Origin of the sequence: Acinetobacter sp. YH12023 (assembly GCF_013420135.1) — a bacterium.
Lineage (GTDB): Bacteria > Pseudomonadota > Gammaproteobacteria > Pseudomonadales > Moraxellaceae > Acinetobacter > Acinetobacter amyesii.
The window spans coordinates 93,574-110,415 of the sequence record NZ_VOYU01000001.1; the positions used below are offsets into that span (position 1 = coordinate 93,574).

General features: G+C 40.4%; 14 protein-coding genes and 1 pseudogene. 8 read left to right on the top strand and 7 right to left on the bottom strand.

All coding sequences use genetic code 11. The annotated features are described in order from the left end of the window. The first annotated feature begins 89 nt into the window (after positions 1-89). Positions 90-761, top strand: a complete 672-nt coding sequence (locus FTT92_RS00455; protein ID WP_180171247.1) for an HAD-IA family hydrolase — start codon at positions 90-92, stop codon at positions 759-761. Between the two features lie 28 nt (positions 762-789). Here the strand turns inward: FTT92_RS00455 and FTT92_RS00460 are convergent, their stop codons facing one another. Then, positions 790-1,242 (bottom strand): hypothetical protein, encoded by a 453-nt coding sequence (locus tag FTT92_RS00460; RefSeq protein WP_180171169.1) that lies wholly within the window; start codon positions 1,240-1,242, stop codon positions 790-792. A gap of 295 nt (positions 1,243-1,537) precedes the next feature. Between FTT92_RS00460 and FTT92_RS00465 the strand changes: the two genes are divergently transcribed. After that, positions 1,538-2,707, top strand: coding sequence for a low temperature requirement protein A (locus tag FTT92_RS00465; RefSeq protein ID WP_180171170.1), 1,170 nt, complete (start codon positions 1,538-1,540; stop codon positions 2,705-2,707). Positions 2,708-2,800: 93 nt separating this feature from the next. Next, positions 2,801-3,214: a TM2 domain-containing protein gene (locus FTT92_RS16625; protein WP_228144741.1), complete on the top strand. Its 414-nt coding sequence runs from the start codon at positions 2,801-2,803 to the stop codon at positions 3,212-3,214. A 40-nt stretch (positions 3,215-3,254) separates the two neighbouring features. On the opposite strand, the gene FTT92_RS00475 is transcribed toward FTT92_RS16625, so the two are convergent. The 5 genes and pseudogenes from FTT92_RS00475 to FTT92_RS00490 form a co-directional block, all read right to left on the bottom strand. Further along, positions 3,255-3,854, bottom strand: coding sequence for a DUF805 domain-containing protein (locus FTT92_RS00475; RefSeq protein WP_078192310.1), 600 nt, complete (start codon positions 3,852-3,854; stop codon positions 3,255-3,257). A gap of 64 nt (positions 3,855-3,918) precedes the next feature. Further along, a pseudogene (locus tag FTT92_RS00480) lies at positions 3,919-4,527 on the bottom strand (DUF805 domain-containing protein). A 169-nt stretch (positions 4,528-4,696) separates the two neighbouring features. Continuing rightward, positions 4,697-5,980: a ribonucleotide-diphosphate reductase subunit beta gene (locus tag FTT92_RS00485; RefSeq protein ID WP_078191110.1), complete on the bottom strand. Its 1,284-nt coding sequence runs from the start codon at positions 5,978-5,980 to the stop codon at positions 4,697-4,699. A 435-nt stretch (positions 5,981-6,415) separates the two neighbouring features. Then, positions 6,416-6,541 (bottom strand): hypothetical protein, encoded by a 126-nt coding sequence (locus FTT92_RS16630; RefSeq protein WP_257231532.1) that lies wholly within the window; start codon positions 6,539-6,541, stop codon positions 6,416-6,418. Between the two features lie 337 nt (positions 6,542-6,878). Further along, entirely contained in the window at positions 6,879-9,710 is a 2,832-nt protein-coding gene (locus FTT92_RS00490; protein ID WP_180171171.1) for a ribonucleoside-diphosphate reductase subunit alpha, read from the bottom strand. 588 nt (positions 9,711-10,298) lie between these two features. On the opposite strand from FTT92_RS00490, the gene bfmR reads away from it, so the two are divergent. Together bfmR and bfmS are read left to right on the top strand one after the other, a co-directional pair. Beyond that, positions 10,299-11,015 (top strand): response regulator transcription factor BfmR, encoded by a 717-nt coding sequence (bfmR, locus tag FTT92_RS00495; protein WP_067764711.1) that lies wholly within the window; start codon positions 10,299-10,301, stop codon positions 11,013-11,015. A gap of 44 nt (positions 11,016-11,059) precedes the next feature. Further along, entirely contained in the window at positions 11,060-12,721 is a 1,662-nt protein-coding gene (gene bfmS / locus FTT92_RS00500) for a sensor histidine kinase BfmS (RefSeq protein WP_180034533.1), read from the top strand. Between the two features lie 92 nt (positions 12,722-12,813). Here the strand turns inward: bfmS and FTT92_RS00505 are convergent, their stop codons facing one another. Then, entirely contained in the window at positions 12,814-13,170 is a 357-nt protein-coding gene (locus tag FTT92_RS00505; RefSeq protein WP_078192296.1) for a hypothetical protein, read from the bottom strand. 557 nt (positions 13,171-13,727) lie between these two features. Between FTT92_RS00505 and ndhC the strand changes: the two genes are divergently transcribed. The 3 genes from ndhC to nuoC all read left to right on the top strand — a co-directional run bounded on the left by ndhC (position 13,728) and on the right by nuoC (position 16,835). Beyond that, positions 13,728-14,276 (top strand): NADH-quinone oxidoreductase subunit A, encoded by a 549-nt coding sequence (gene ndhC / locus FTT92_RS00510; RefSeq protein WP_078192295.1) that lies wholly within the window; start codon positions 13,728-13,730, stop codon positions 14,274-14,276. A 6-nt stretch (positions 14,277-14,282) separates the two neighbouring features. Continuing rightward, on the top strand, positions 14,283-14,960 hold the full coding sequence (locus tag FTT92_RS00515; RefSeq protein ID WP_078191105.1) for an NADH-quinone oxidoreductase subunit B family protein: 678 nt from the start codon (positions 14,283-14,285) through the stop codon (positions 14,958-14,960). An 87-nt stretch (positions 14,961-15,047) separates the two neighbouring features. Next, positions 15,048-16,835, top strand: a complete 1,788-nt coding sequence (nuoC, locus tag FTT92_RS00520) for an NADH-quinone oxidoreductase subunit C/D (protein WP_180171172.1) — start codon at positions 15,048-15,050, stop codon at positions 16,833-16,835. Positions 16,836-16,842 lie beyond the last annotated feature (7 nt).

Consider the following 16,842-nt stretch of genomic DNA (forward strand, 5'->3'; position numbering starts at 1 on the left):
CTTATTACACAAAATTTACGATAGTATAGGCAACTTTGAGCGAACACTCGATAGTATTTTTGCAGAAGTGAATGGATAAGGTAAAAGCTGTGATTAAGAATATATTGATCGATCTCGATGGAACATTAACAGATCCAAAAGTTGGCATTACCACTTCAGCACGCTATGGACTGGCGAAAATTGGACATCCCATTTCGGATGAGACCAATATCGATTGGATCATTGGACCACCTTTGAAAGCCTCTTTGGCCAAAATCCTCAATGTCGATGTGCATAATGTACTTGCAGATCAGGCTTTACTAGGTTATCGCGAGCGCTTTGCCGTTACCGGTTTATTTGAAAATAAAGTCTATCCTGCCGTTGCTGAAACTCTAGCAACCTTACAACAGCAAGGTTTTCGCTTGTATGTTGCTACAGCAAAGCCGACGGTCTATGCTCGCCAAATTTTAGAATATTTTGATTTGGCGCAATATTTTACTGTAATTTATGGCAGTGAACTAAATGGCGAGCGCACCAACAAAGGCGATTTAATTGAATACATTTTGCAGCAAGAACAGTTAGATGCAAAAGAATGTGTGATGGTGGGAGACCGTGAGTACGATATTTTAGGCGCACGCCGTAATGCAGTGCCGAGTATTGCTGTGAGCTATGGTTATGGTAGTGCAGAAGAAATTCAAATGGCTGCACCGGCTTTGGTGATTGATCGTTTTAGCGATTTGATTTCGAGTATTGAGCAATTGCAGCAGCAGAAAGTGTCGTAGTTGCACCGAACCTAATGAATGATGCTGATTATTTAAAGATAATCAGCAAAATCAGAAAAATCAGCCCACAGAAAAACCATTTGAGCAAAGATGACTCATCATTTTTGATGGTATCTGCTTCGAGTGCGATGCCATGTTTATCGTAGACAAATACAAAATGCGCATTTGCGCTTAGAGCCATTTCTTGAATGGCTTGTAGCTCGAGTACGCTGACTTCTTCACTTAAGCGTTCTTTTAACTGAATAAAAATAACCGGCTGTCCAAACTCATACCACTTGAAGTGGATCTGTTGTATGAGTTGGTTGAAGCACTGTTCTGCAACATGATAGTTTCGGACAAAACTTCCGCGTTCTATAAACGCCAGAGGGCAGTTTTGTTCAGCTACAATTTGATGATCACGCGTTAAAACTTGCATTTGATCATAATGGATCTGTACCCAAACTGCGTCAGGAAAAGACGCTAATTTTTCTTTTAACATCACTTTTCGGTTTCATTATTATTTTAGTGGATAGCAGTATGTCATTAAAATTTAGTGAAAAATATAGCTGAGATATAAAAAATACAACGATCTATCGAGTTTTTATCTTAAACGTCTTTCGCAGTTTTATTACTTTAAATTTTTACTTCCATAATTGAAATATCTAACGCTTAAGTAGGTTTTTAAAGCCATTATCCTTTTTCTAGAAAACTGTTTCTCATCTGATTTATGTAATCGACCTTGTAACTATTTCAGGCTTTTGAAAAAATTCAGACAGAAAACAATAAAGCTGAATGCTATGTCCAAATCATTTTTATTCCCTAGCCAGTGGCTCAAACCTTTGCACCCACGTGATCCACATGAGCATCATCGTGTCGCGACCTCTTTAGAATTGCTTTTTGACTTGATCTTTGTCGTGGCGATCGCAACCGCAGGGCAGCAACTGCATCATGCCATTGTTGAAAATCATTTGGCTCAGGGTTTAACGCTGTATGGCATGGTGTTTTTTGCTTTGTGGTGGGCGTGGATGAACTTTAGTTGGTTTGCCTCGGCATATGATCATGATGATGCGCTCTATCGAATCTTAACTTTCGTACAGATCATTGGCTCTTTGGTCATTGCTGCTGGTATTCCAAGCGCTTTTCAAAAGCAAGATTTTGACGTAATTGTGATTGGTTATGCCATTATGCGTCTAGGCTTAGTTACGCAGTGGCTTCGTGTTGCAAAGCATGATCTGTCCCGTCGGAAAACTGCGTTACGCTATGCTTTTGGCATCATACTGGTACAAGTCGGGTGGCTGTTCTTTCATTTTTCACCGCTGCATTTCACCGTTTATCTTTTCATTTTGCTCGCAATTGCTGAACTGTCTGTGCCAGTTTTTGCAGAAGCTGCAAGCCGTACACCTTGGCATGCGCATCATATTGCAGAGCGATATTCACTGCTCACCATTATCGTTTTAGGCGAATCTATTGTTGGATGCTCGATTGCCATAACCGATGCTTTAACGAATCAGCGTTTTAGTACTGAACTGATCTTTTTGATGGTGGGCGGCCTGATGATGATGTTCACTATGTGGTGGTCTTATTTTGATACCAGTATTGCAGAGCGTTTAAATAGCCGCAAAATGGCATTTACTTGGGGGTATGGACATTTCTTTGTCTTTATTAGTATCGCGGCGATTGGTGCAGGTTTAGCTGCCGCAGTCGATGTGGTTTCGCATGAGGCACTGATTAGTTCTGAAAAAGAAAGCTATTTTGTGGCGATCAGCCTCGTGATTTATACGACAAGTTTATATTTACTCCATGAATTGCATCATCAAAGTGGCTTTAGAAAACTTTTATATCCTTTAACCGTGGTGATTGTTTTGTGTATTCCGTTGTTTATCACTCCTGCAGGTTATGCGATATTTGCGATGGCAGTGGTATACGCACTGCGATTGATGTTTACAAAATGCTATTTGGCAAGATAAGTTAATGATATGACATTGATCAATAATTCGTTATATTGCTGATGAAAATAACGTCCAAGAATCATCAAATAAAGATAAAACATAGAGGATTATATGAAAGGGCAAATACTCGATTTTTCTGTTCAAAATAATACAGGCATCATCAGCGGAGATGATCAGAATCGTTATCAATTTTCTGGAAGCGATTGGAAAGGACAAACTGTTCCTGCTCGTGGACAATTTGTTGATTTTGAGACAAGTGGAATGGGTTACGCAACCGATATTTACTTAGTCGCTGTGCCGAATGCTTTAGGCACGCAATACGGTCAAAAGAGTCGAATTGTTGCTGCACTCTTAGCATTCTTCCTTGGTGGATTTGGTATCCATAAATTCTATTTGGGTCGTATTGGATGGGGGATTGTGTATCTACTATTCTGTTGGACCTTTATTCCATCCATTGTTGCTTTTATTGAATTTATTATTTATCTATGCACTTCAGATGAAGATTTTGCACGTAAATATGGCTAAATTTTTGTGTTAAAAGATAAGGCGCATTGTGCGCCTTATTTTATTGTTGCAGATCTCTAGCGGGTTGACCCCATTGGTTGTTCTCGGCTTTGGTGTCTGTAGCCCACCATATAATCAGTGGGATGATCCCAATGATTGTGAGCATTAAAAGTTGCCACCAACCCGAACGTCCCGTGTCATGTAGTCGACGTGCGCCAACAGCTAAGCTAGGAATGAGTAAAACGATATTGGTAATATTTTCTAGCCAAGGTTCACTACCAATTACGAAATCGCAAACAGAGGCAAGTATAGTGACCAATATACAAAATAGCCAAAAGAACCAGAACTCTTTACGTCGAGCACGTCCTTCAAATTCAGCAAACTTTTTCAGTGGTTTGAATGACCACGCGAAAAAGTCATAGTTTTCCTCTTCTTCACTGTAGTTTGTTCGCGTATTGGTGGAAAAACTTTGTTGGCGTAATGCAATATAGACTTGAATCGCTTGCCCACTTTCATCCAAAGCAAAATCAACCTGTTCTCCACGTGTAGGTGGTCTTTGACCTCGCCATTCATGACCAGCAAATTGATAGTGTTTTCCATCTTCAGCACTAATCACCCCAGTATTAGTTTGAATCGAAAAATCTAGTATTTGTCCTTTCATATTTTTCCTGAGTTAATGTGCTGTTGATAGTGTGGCTAGATGAACAGTAGCCACGATTTTTTATTTATTTTGCAGGTTGTCCCCATTGGTTTACTTCAGGTTTGGTTTCCGTTGCAAGCCAAATTAGAACCAGAATTGGTCCAACGAGCGGAATCATTTGTATTAACCAATACCAACCAGATTTATTAATATCATGCAAACGGCGTACTGCAACAGAAAGGGAAGGAATAACCATTGCTAAGATGAAAATACCTGTGAATATTCCTCTGGTTCTAAGCACGGAATCTACAATTAGAGTAATAATCATTGCGATAAGATAGACCAATACAAAAAACCAATATTCTTTACGGCGTGCACGTCCAGTAAAGTTGGCATAATTTTTTAGACATTTGACAAACCAATCAATCATGTTGAATTTTGATTCAGCTTAGTCTTGGTTTGAAATTTTATCGAGTTGCTGTGAAATTTGTTGAATAGGATTACTGCTGCCAAGAGCATTGAATACTTGAACAGCTTGACCTTCTGGACTGATATCGAAATCTACATGATCGCCGCGTTTAGGTGAGTTTTGGCCACGCCATTCTGCACCTGTAAACTCATAACGGTTTTGATCATCTCCACTGATAATGCCTGAATTGGTTTGTACTGAATAATCTAAAATCTGACCTTTCATTCTGTCCTCTTTTATTATGTGATTTTTATTAATTGATGTATTTTTATACCGTTTTATATTAGCAGAATATGAATTAAATTAAATGCATAGATTTGCTTGGGTGAATGAAATTCTTCATAAAAAAAGCGGAACACTTGGTTCCGCTTTTGATATTTCGCTGAAAAATTTATTACCAGCTTAACGCACCACCAGTTTGGTAATCCGTTACGCGAGTTTCAAAGAAGTTCTTCTCTTTACGTAAGTCCATCATTTCTGACATCCACTGGAATGGGTTATTCACACCAGCAAATTGTTCAGGCAAGCCCAATTGGCTCAAACGACGGTTACAGATGAACTTCAAGTATTCTTCCATCATGCCTGCATTCATACCCAATACACCGCGTGGCATCGTGTCACGTGCATATTCGATTTCAAGCATTGTACCTTCAAGAATCATTTGAATGATTTCTTCTTGGAACTCAGCAGTCCATAGGTGAGGGTTCTCGATCTTGATTTGGTTGATCATGTCGATACCAAAGTTCAAGTGCATAGATTCATCACGTAAGATGTATTGGAATTGCTCAGCAACACCATTCATCTTGTTACGACGACCCATTGACAAGATTTGGCTGAAACCACAGTAGAAGAAGATACCTTCAAGTACGCAGTAGAACGCGATCAAGTTGCGAAGCAAGATTTGGTCGTTTTCAGGTGTACCTGTTTTGAACGTAGGATCACTTAAAGATTGTGTATATTTCAGACCCCAAGCTGCTTTACGAGCCACTGAAGGAATTTCACGGTACATGTTGAAGACTTCGCCTTCGTCCATACCTAAAGATTCGATACAGTATTGGTAAGCGTGCGTGTGAATCGCTTCTTCAAATGATTGACGTAAGATGTACTGACGGCATTCAGGGTTGGTAATGTGACGGTAGATTGCAAGAACCAAGTTGTTTGCAACCAATGAATCCGCAGTCGAGAAGAAACCTAAAGAACGCATAACAATGGTACGCTCATCTTCGGTTAAGCCATTTTCAGACTTCCAAAGTGCGATGTCATGGTTCATGTTCACTTCTTGCGGCATCCAGTGGTTTGCACAACCGTCTAGATATTTTTGCCAAGCCCATTCGTATTTGAACGGTACAAGTTGGTTTAAGTCAGCGCGGCAGTTGATCATCGCTTTATCGTCAACTTGAACACGCTGAGCACCCATTTCTAGCTCTTCTAAGCCAGGTGCAACGTCTAGATTTTCTAGAGCGTTAGATGCTCTTGCCAACGGATCGGTTGGATCTGTTGGTCGATTTGTACTGGTTCGAGCGGGTTGTGCAGCTGCCAAATTCGGCGATGAGTGCTGTGCATTAGATACCACTTGCGAATCAGTCGTTTTTTGCGGTTCGACGGGCGCAGGCTGGTGAGCTTGTGCAGCTTGTTTCGGTTCATCATCTTCGAAATCGTCCCAACTTAGGATAGACATAACAATTCTCACAAATTATACGCTTCACTTATTTACAAAGGATGTTTGGGTGTATAAAAAACACACAAACATTTTGTAAAGTTAGGCGATTTAGTTTTTTAATAAATTGGGAGCTATTGTAGTTTTAATTAGCTTATTTTGGTAGGTCAATAGAGCGTTTTATTAGCCGTTAATAATGCATATTTCATATAATTTTTTGATTTTAAAAATATTAAAATTTTTTAATTTCATCATTGGAATAAACAATAAAAATCATAGTGTTATATTTTGAAACACAACCAAAACCCTCGGGTTAATTGAGGGTGTTTTTTAAATATAAAAGCAGTATTTAGTGTTTTTAAAAATGTTTCACTGCTTTTAGAAATTTTGTATAAACGTTTTCTTTTTAAGCGAAACTAAAATCTAAGAAATAGATCATTAAAATTAAAAAGACATTTATTTTTGATTACGCGATTTATATGCCTTAAACCAGAAATAGGCGATCGGGACATAAAAAGTCAAAATAAAGGAAACCACCAAAGCAATAAGCCCTAACTGATAGTTATGCGTCATATGTGGCATGGTGACCTCCTTTATTAGTGATTGTGTTTAGAATTTTTTGTTGTGGTCACCATAATAATTATGGTTGGTGATGTTATTTATAATTTTCGTGTTCTGCGAATTATTTTTATTCGCTTTAAATGAAAATTTTAAATTCACCGCGTACAACGTTGCTACAATAGCTATCAATCCTAAAACACATATAGTTATGAAACTGTCCATTTAATCACCGTTAATTTTGGCGATTTGGCTATCTCTGACTATTAACAACATCCTTGATAACCAAATTGGCTACTTTGGGGGTTAATTAATTTTTTGGATTAATTAACCCTACGGATAAATTGCTATTAATCAGTGATTACTGACAAGCTTCACAATCAGGGTTGTCAATTGAACATGCCATAGGCACTGGAGCTGCTTGACCAAAACCTTCTTCTTCAGCAGCAACTTCAGCTTTAGGTTCTTCTTTCGCAACAGCAGTTACAGGTGCTGCAACAGTAGCAGGCTTAACTGCGTTCAATGCGCCAGTGTTAATGGTTGATTTCTCAGCAGAAGTCGCACCCAATGCACGTAGGTAATAAGTGGTTTTTAGACCACGTAACCATGCCATTTTGTACGTCATATCAAGTTTCTTACCGTTTGCACCAGAGATGTAAAGGTTAAGCGACTGAGCTTGGTCGATCCATTTTTGACGACGTGATGCAGCATCAACAATCCAACGTGGCTCAACTTCGAACGCAGTCGCGAAGATTGCTTTAAGCTCTTCAGGAATACGTGCAATTTTTTGAACCGAACCTTCGAAGTGTTTCAGGTCGTTCACCATTACAGAATCCCAAAGACCGCGATCTTTTAACGCACGTACTAGGTATGGGTTGATCACTGTGAATTCACCAGAAAGGTTAGATTTCACATACAAGTTTTGGAAAGTTGGTTCGATTGACTGTGATACGCCACAAATGTTCGAAATGGTTGCAGTCGGTGCAATCGCCATCACGTTTGAGTTACGCATACCGTCTTTTTGAACTTTAGTACGTAAAGTATCCCAGTCCAAACGTGTTGTACGGTCAACTTCGAACATACGGTCAGGACGTGCTTTTTGTACGATATCTAAAGAGTCAATTGGCAAGATACCTTGATCCCAAAGTGAACCTTTAAATGTCTCGTAAGTACCACGTTCAAGTGCCAAGTCGCTAGACGTTTGGATTGCGTAGTAAGAAATCACTTCCATAGATTCGTCAGCGAACTCAACCGCAGCATCAGAACCATAAGCCAATTTCATTTCGTATAAAGCATCTTGGAAGCCCATGATACCCATACCCACTGGACGGTGTTTCAAGTTCGAGTTACGAGCTTGTGGAACAGCGTAGTAGTTGATGTCAATTACGTTATCGAGCATTCGAACAGCAGTTTTAACTGTACGAGCAAGCTTTTCACGATCTAACACACCACCTTGCACGTGTTGTACAAGGTTGATTGAACCTAAGTTACATACTGCGATTTCATCTTCGTTAGTGTTCAGCGTAATTTCTGTACACAAGTTAGAAGAGTGAACTACACCAACGTGTTGTTGTGGTGAACGTAAGTTACATACGTCTTTGAATGTGATCCAAGGGTGACCAGTTTCAAACAACATAGACAACATTTTGCGCCATAAGTCTTTCGCACGGACTTTCTTATGTAGCATGTTGGTTTCTTTCGCAATGCCTTCATAGTAAGCATAGCGTTCAGCAAATTCTGCACCTGTTAGGTCATGCAAATCAGGTGTTTCAGATGGTGTGAACAGAGTCCATTCAGCATCTTCGAATACACGTTGCATAAACAAATCTGGAACCCAGTTCGCTGTGTTCATGTCGTGTGTACGACGACGGTCATCACCTGTGTTCTTACGAAGTTCTAGGAATTCTTCGATGTCCAAGTGCCAAGTTTCAAGGTATGCACATACTGCACCTTTACGTTTACCACCTTGGTTGACTGCAACAGCAGTATCGTTGGCAACTTTAAGGAACGGTACAACACCTTGTGACTTACCATTTGTACCTTTGATGTACGAGTTAAGCGCACGAACTGGCGTCCAGTCATTACCTAAACCACCCGCCCATTTAGACAACATTGCGTTATCACGCATTGCGCCATAAATGTTGTAAAGGTCATCTGAAATCGTTGTTAAGTAACAGCTAGATAACTGTGGACGTAAAGTACCAGAGTTAAATAGAGTAGGCGTAGACGCCATGTAATCGAAGCTAGACAATAAGTTATAGAATTCGATTGCACGTTCTTCACGGTTTGCTTCGTTCAATGAAAGACCCATTGAAACACGCATGAAGAATAATTGTGGTAATTCGAAACGTACGCCATCTGAGTGGATGAAGTAACGGTCAAATAAGGTTTGTAGACCTAAATAAGTAAATTGGTTTGAGCGTTCTGGTTGAATCGCAGCAGCCAATTTTGCAAGGTCAAAGTTAAGTAGTTCTGGAGAAAGAAGATCAAGCTCGATACCTTTCTTCAAGAAAGTTTCTAAAGCGTCGCCTTCATTCGTGTCACTATCTAAACCTAAGAACTCTAACCCTGTAGCAACAAGGTCGTTACGCAATAAACGCGCAGTCACATATGTATAGTTTGGTTCTTGTTCGATACGGGTACGAGTAGCCATCATCATGGTCGTTGAGATGTCTGACTCTTTTACGCCGTTATAAAGGTTTTTTACAGTCTCATCGATAATCGCTCGAACATCGATGCCTTCTAAACCTTCAGCTGCTTTAACAATATTTGCCTCAAGTGCGCCAAGATCAAGCGGTTTAAGCTGACCGTTTGAACCTGTCACTTGTAAAGTAGGGTGGTGGTGAGCACCAGTTTGTTTACGAGCTTCGGCACGTTGCTCGCGGTAAATCACGTAAGAGCGAGCAACTTTTTGCTCACCTGTACGCATAAGCGCAAGTTCAACCTGATCCTGAATTTCTTCAATATGAATGGTACCGCCAGAAGGTAAACGACGGTTAAAGGTATTCAATACCATCTCAGTTAATTGAGAGATACGGTCATGAATACGGCTGGAGTCAGCGCTTTGCTGGCCTTCAACGGCCAAGAACGCTTTACCAATCGCCACAGAGATTTTTTCTGCATCAAAAGGTGCAACGTCACCGGTGCGTTTAATCACCTGAATTTGACCAGGGGTTGAATTCGTTACGCTCATGCTAGCATAGCTCCATTTGTCATCTATTTTTATGTTAGGACCGTTTGAACTGGGCAATTTTTATGCCACAGTGTTTGAGGTTTAAACACAAGACCTAGTGGTTTAAAAATTTATTGAACACAAGATACGGGAAAATTCAGGGTATATCAATATTGACATTTTACTAAATGCTTTGAACTTTTCTGGCAGAAATCCATCTCAAAAAATCCCTATTTTTTATCTTTGTTATATATGCCTTATCCGACAAGGGCATAGCATAGCAAAGTCGAAAAAGAGTGCTTATAGATAACATTGTGGATAACTTCAGAAAGCCTAAAAAGTTGTGAATTAATCAGTCAGTTTTTATTCGATGAAAATGTATCCAAATTTATAATTGTTGGTATTGTGAGCAATAGGGCATGGAAATGATTGGTAAATACGGCTGCAAAAATGTAGCAGGTTAAAATTTATTACAAAATACGATATTGATGTATCAGTTTGGTGAATGCCATCTTGTTTACAATGTAAACGTGTGTATATTGCAAACTATGTTTAAGCGTATCTATCGGATTTCAAATAGGATACGCCCAATCAAATAAGGGGCAATCAATGAGCCAAGAAGAAAAGTTACCTAAAATTTTAATTGTTGAAGACGATGAGCGTCTTGCTCGTTTAACTCAAGAATACTTAATCCGTAACGGACTTGAAGTTGGGGTAGAACCAGACGGTAATCGTGCGATTCGCCGTATTATCGCTGAACAACCAGATATGGTATTACTCGACGTGATGCTTCCGGGTGCAGATGGTTTAACCATTTGTCGTGAAGTTCGTCCACACTACCATCAACCAATTTTAATGTTGACTGCACGTACCGAAGACATGGACCAAGTGTTGGGTCTAGAAATGGGTGCAGATGATTATGTTGCAAAACCTGTTCAACCTCGCGTTTTACTTGCGCGTATTCGTGCATTATTACGTCGTACAGACAAAGCACCAGAAGATGAAGTTGCACAGCGCATCGAATTTGATGATCTTGTAATTGATAATGGTGGTCGTTCTGTCACACTCAATAATGAGTTGGTTGACTTTACCAGTGCAGAATATGACCTTTTATGGCTGTTGGCATCTAATGCGGGTCGCATTCTTTCTCGTGAAGATATTTTTGAGCGTCTGCGTGGTATTGAATACGATGGTCAAGACCGTTCAATTGACGTGCGTATCTCGCGAATTCGTCCAAAAATTGGTGATGATCCAGAAAACCCGAAACGTATTAAGACCGTACGTAGTAAAGGTTATTTATTCGTAAAAGAAACCAACGGCATTTAATGTAAAATACCGTCCCTTAGTTTGGCAAAGTAGGACACTTTTACGTGTTTAAACACAGTATATTTTTGCGCGTTTATGCGGGGCTACTGATTTTAGTCTTTTTAGTCGCTACATTTGGCTATTTGCTGGTGCAAATCATTAACTACCAGCGCGCGCAAGAATATCGTGAATCGCTTACTGACGGTTTGGCTTTCATTATAAGTGAAGGTATTGCACGTCAGCCAAATGAACAACAAAAGTCAGATTGGGTGTCAGATGCATCCGATCTACTTGAGTTGCCTATTTATTATGTAAAAGCTAATCAGGTTGATTTAACCCGAGCGGAAACAAAACGTATAGAAGAGCGTAAAGCTGTAGTGCGTTGGGACGCACAAACCACAGCAGCTTATATTATTATTGGCTTAAAAGATGACCCTGCACATCTACTGTATATAAAAGCTGATAATATTTCAGAACGCCAAATGAAAGCATTGCCTGTCTTTATACTGGATTATTTGGTGTATTACCCAGGTCAAGAAAAACAATATCTTGAAAAAATCCAACATCATTTTTCTTATCCAATTTCAATTCAAAATGTTCAAAGTTTGCCTTTAGACTCTGAGCAAATCGGCCGACTACGTTTAGATCACAGTATTATTTTGTATCGTGATAGTGCAACAGAGCGCGGCACAACTATTTCGATCGTATCACCAATTCCAAGCTCAACTTCAGAAGTCTTGGTCATGGGGCCGGTACCATTATTTAATTGGATGCCTTTCCAGTTGGCAGCGGGTATTACGCTACTGAGCTTGTTTGTCTTGAGCTTGGGTGTTTATGGTCTATTGGTGCCGATGCAACGTAAGCTGCGTGCTGTAAATTATGCGTTAAATAAAATGAAGGGCGGGGACTTATCTGTACGTCTGCCTGTCGAAAGCACGGATGAGTTTGGTACTTTAGCATCGAGCTATAACTCCATGTCAGATCATATTGAGCGTTTAATTGAAGCACAGCGTGAGTTGATGCGCGCGGTATCGCATGAACTGCGGACACCCGTGGCACGTATTCGCTTTGGTGTAGAAATGATGGCGGATGAAGATGATTATGATTACCGGCAGCAACAAGTTGAACAGATTGATAAAGATATTGAGGCTCTAAATACTTTAATTGATGAAATCATGACTTATGCCAAACTCGAACAGGGCATGCCATCTTTAGAATTTGAAGATGTTAGCTTGTTTGAAGTTTTAGATCAGGTTCTGATTGAAACTGAAGCCTTAAAGACTGGGAAAACCTTGGAATTGCAAGCACCACCAATTGGAGTGGTTGTGGAAACCGAGCGTCGCTATTTACACCGTGTTGTACAAAACTTGGTGGGGAATGCAGTGCGATATTGTGATGATAAAGTGCTGATTAGTGGTGGTGTGAATGATGAAGGTATGGCTTATATCTGTGTTGAAGATGATGGCCCCGGCATTCCAGAAGAAGATCGTAAACGTATCTTTGATGCTTTTGCACGTTTAGATGATAGTCGCACACGTGCCTCAGGGGGCTATGGTTTAGGCTTATCGATTGTTAGTCGCATTGCATATTGGTTTGGCGGGACTATTGATATTGATGAAAGTCCAATATTAGGCGGGGCGCGTTTCACCATGACATGGCCTGCAACTCGTTTTAAGAAAAATAAACCGAAGTTAGATGTTAAAGAACCGAGTACCAATGAAAATTAAGTAAGCTTAGATATGTAGCTAAGCTGATTTTAGTGAATGATAAGTATAAAAAGCCATTCAATTTGAATGGCTTTTTGATATCAGTTTTCTACTTATTCCGTAATTGTTGCATCGGGTTCAATAATAGGTTTGCCATTTTTTAATGCGGCAAGAGCATCTGCATTAAAATCGATGAGTAAGGAGTTGTTTTTAGCATCGATAGAATAATTGCTAATAAGTTTTTGATCACCGTTTAAAGTTTCAAGTTTATATTCATCTGCAATATTCATAATCCCGTTAAGGTTGGTTGTTGCAGAAGCTAAATCTTGTCGTAACAACTCATAGATATCACGTAAATCAAAAATGGCATTTTGAGCATCAGGATGCTTATCTAAGTAGCTTTTAATATGGTGAATCACCAATTGCGCAGATAGAAAATAATCAGGTTTATGCGTAAATTCTAAAGTCATTATTGTCTCTCCGTTGTGATTGCTTTTTGTGTTTTAACTACAAATATCACACTCTTTGTGGGTCGTGTCAAAGAATTGCAAAAAAGTCACAAGAAGCTAAAAAAAGCCTTTTTTCTTTGTGCTAATTCAACTTGTTTTTCATTTTAGGGGAAAGATCAAAGCTAATAGATGGGATAAAAAAGGCAACCAATTTGAAACAAGATGGAATTTATTTAATAAATGATACGGCCATGAAAATTTAATACATGAGCTAAAAGTTGAAGGATATGTTCATGAAACTGAACAGTCATAATTTTCTGTTAAAATCGCATAAATGTAATAATTAATAAAAAAATAAGATCTAATCTAATTAAACGATTAATCCTAAATTTAAGGGAGTAAACCCAATTTAAATGCTGAAATGATTAAAAAATCATCCTAAAGACGAATATCGATAAGCTAGCAAGAAGCCTCCTCAATCAGGTACAATTGGCGGGATTAATTTTGTGTTTGGTGTATTTGAAGGCCAATACATACATTCTTTGTTAATAAATAGGCCTGCCAGGAGTTATCCCCGCATGAGTGCCATTACTCCATACGATTGGGCAATTATTGCCTTCGTGATCGGCGTTACATTCCTTTGCGTCTTTATGCTGACCGTCCCTTTACTCCTTGGGGGTAAATCATGGGGTCGTGCTAAGCAAGAGCAGTTTGAGTCAGGTGTAGTAGGTGCTGGTGGTGCACGTATTCGCTTGTCTGCGAAATTCTATTTAGTTGCGATCTTCTTCGTGGTGTTCGATATCGAAGCACTTTACCTTTATGCATGGGCATCTTCTGTTCGTGAAACAGGGTGGGTTGGTTTTGCAGCTGCAGCAGTCTTTATTTTAGTTTTACTTGCTGGTTTGGTTTATGAATTGTCTTCTGGTGGTTTGAATTGGTCACCTTCTGACAAGCGTAAAGCGGCGGGAATTAAACCTAAAATTGGTTCGCCAAATATGGATATCGCAGAAATCACACGCTTTAACTCTATTGAAGAGTTGGTTATGGACCCTACAGGTCAAATTCCAGCGCAATCATCTGGTCGTGTGAAATCTAAGTCACCGACTGCATCATCTGACAAGGAGTAAGACGGGATGAAATATACATTAACCCGTGCGAATCCGGATGCTGATCAATATCCACTTCAAGAGCGTCAAATCGTTACCGATCCGCTTGAAGAAGAAGTGAATAAAAATGTGTTCATGACTCGTTTAGAGGATGTTGCACATACAGCAGTAAACTGGGGGCGTAAAAACTCAGTTTGGCCGTTTAACTTTGGTACATCTTGCTGCTACGTAGAGTATGCAACGACTTTAACAGGCGTGCATGACTTGTCACGTTTCGGTGCCGAGGTTATTCGTGCTTCACCACGTCAGGCTGACTTGATGATTGTTGCAGGTACATGCTTCATGAAAATGGCGCCTGTAATTCAACGTTTGTACGAGCAAATGCTTGAGCCTAAATGGGTAATCTCAATGGGCGCATGTGCAAACTCTGGTGGTATGTACGACATTTATTCAGTTGTACAAGGTGTGGATAAAATCATCCCTGTCGATGTGTATATCCCGGGTTGCCCACCACGTCCTGAAGCTTTAATTCAGGCATTGATGTTATTGCAAGACCAGATTCAACTTGAGCGCCGTCCTTTATCGGCCGTGATTGGTGATGATCTTAAGCCAGTGTATAAGCCAAAGATGATGCCAGAACGTGACCGTAAGAACGCACAGCGTATTGCAGTGAAAAACTTACGCTCAATGGATGAAATTAAATAATCACTGCGACGAAATATTGATACACCCGGACTGGGTGTAATTGTCGTTTTGATTGACTGAATTTGTATTAAATAGGAAGCCAAGCCAATGGCTGAAACTGACATTGCTATGCCAGAATCAACTCCAGTTGATTCCCGCCCTGCATTTGCAATTGTAGAAGAGCTCAAAACCAAATTTGGTGAGAACTTCTACGTGCAAACGACTTTTGAAGACTTTCCAACAGTCTGGGTTGAGCGCGCACGTATACAAGAAGTTTTAATGTTCTTGCGTACGGTGTCACGTCCATACGTGATGCTGTTTGACTTGTCTGCGGTTGATGAGCGTTTACGTACACACCGCGATGGTCTGCCTGCATCTGACTTCACTGTGTTCTATCACTTGTTATCGTTAGAGCGTAACAGTGATATTCGTATCAAGGTTGCATTAGCTGAGAATGATGTAAACATTCCAACGGCAACCAATATTTGGCCGAATGCCAATTGGTACGAACGTGAAGCTTACGACATGTTTGGTATCAACTTCGAAGGGCATCCAATGCTCCGTCGTATCTTGTTGCCAACATATTGGGAAGGTCACCCGTTACGTAAAGAATATTCTGCACGTGCGACCGAATACACGCCTTATCGCCAAAACCAAGCGAAACAGGATTACGAACAAGAACATCTTCGTTTCGTACCTGAAGATTGGGGTATGAAGCGTGGGAACGATGATGAAGACTTCATGTTCCTAAACTTGGGTCCTAACCATCCATCTGCGCACGGTGCCTTCCGTGTGATCTTGCAGTTGGACGGTGAAGAAGTGAAAGACTGTGTTCCTGACATCGGCTATCACCACCGTGGTGTGGAAAAAATGGCTGAGCGTCAAACATGGCACTCATTCATTCCGTATACAGACCGTGTTGACTACTTAGGTGGTTGTGCGCAAAACATGCCTTACGTTCTTGGCGTAGAGCAAATGGCAGGGATTACTGTTCCTGATCGTGCACAATGTATCCGTGTCATGATGTCTGAATTGTTCCGTATCAATAACCACTTATTGTTCATTGGTACTGCGATTCAGGATGCCGGCGGTATGACCCCAGTATTCTATATGTTCGCTGACCGTCAAAAAATCTATGACGCGATCGAAGCGATCACGGGTTACCGTATGCACCCAGCATGGTTCCGTATCGGTGGTACAGCGCACGACTTGCCAAACAACTGGCAGCACCTCATTCGCGAAATCCTAGATTGGATGCCGAAGCGTATGAACGAGTACTACACTGCAGCACTTAAAAACTCAGTGTTTATCGGTCGTACCCGTAATGTTGCTCAGTATGATGCTAAATCTGCATTGGCTTGGGGTGTAACGGGTACTGGTCTACGTGCTACAGGTATTGATTTCGACGTTCGTAAATACCGTCCTTATAGCGGCTACGAAAACTACGACTTTGATGTGCCTTTAGAGTACGAAGGCGATGCTTATGCACGTGTTCTTGTTCACTTCCGTGAAATTGAAGAATCGCTGAAAATCATCAAGCAATGTTTAGACAACATGCCTTCTGGTGCATACAAAGCAGACCATCCACTGGCTGTTCCACCACCAAAAGATAAAACTTTACAAGACATCGAAACATTGATTACGCACTTCTTGAGCGTGTCATGGGGTCCTGTAATGCCAGCAGGCGAAAGCTCTGTAATGGCGGAAGTGGTAAAAGGTGCGTCGAACTACTACTTGACTTCAGACAAGTCAACGATGAGTTACCGTACACGTATCCGTACACCAACCTTCACGCACTTACAGCAAATGCCTTCTGTGATTAACGGCAGCTTAATGTCTGACTTAATCATTTATTTAGCGACAATTGACGTCGTAATGGCTGACGTGGATCGCTAAGGGGTAA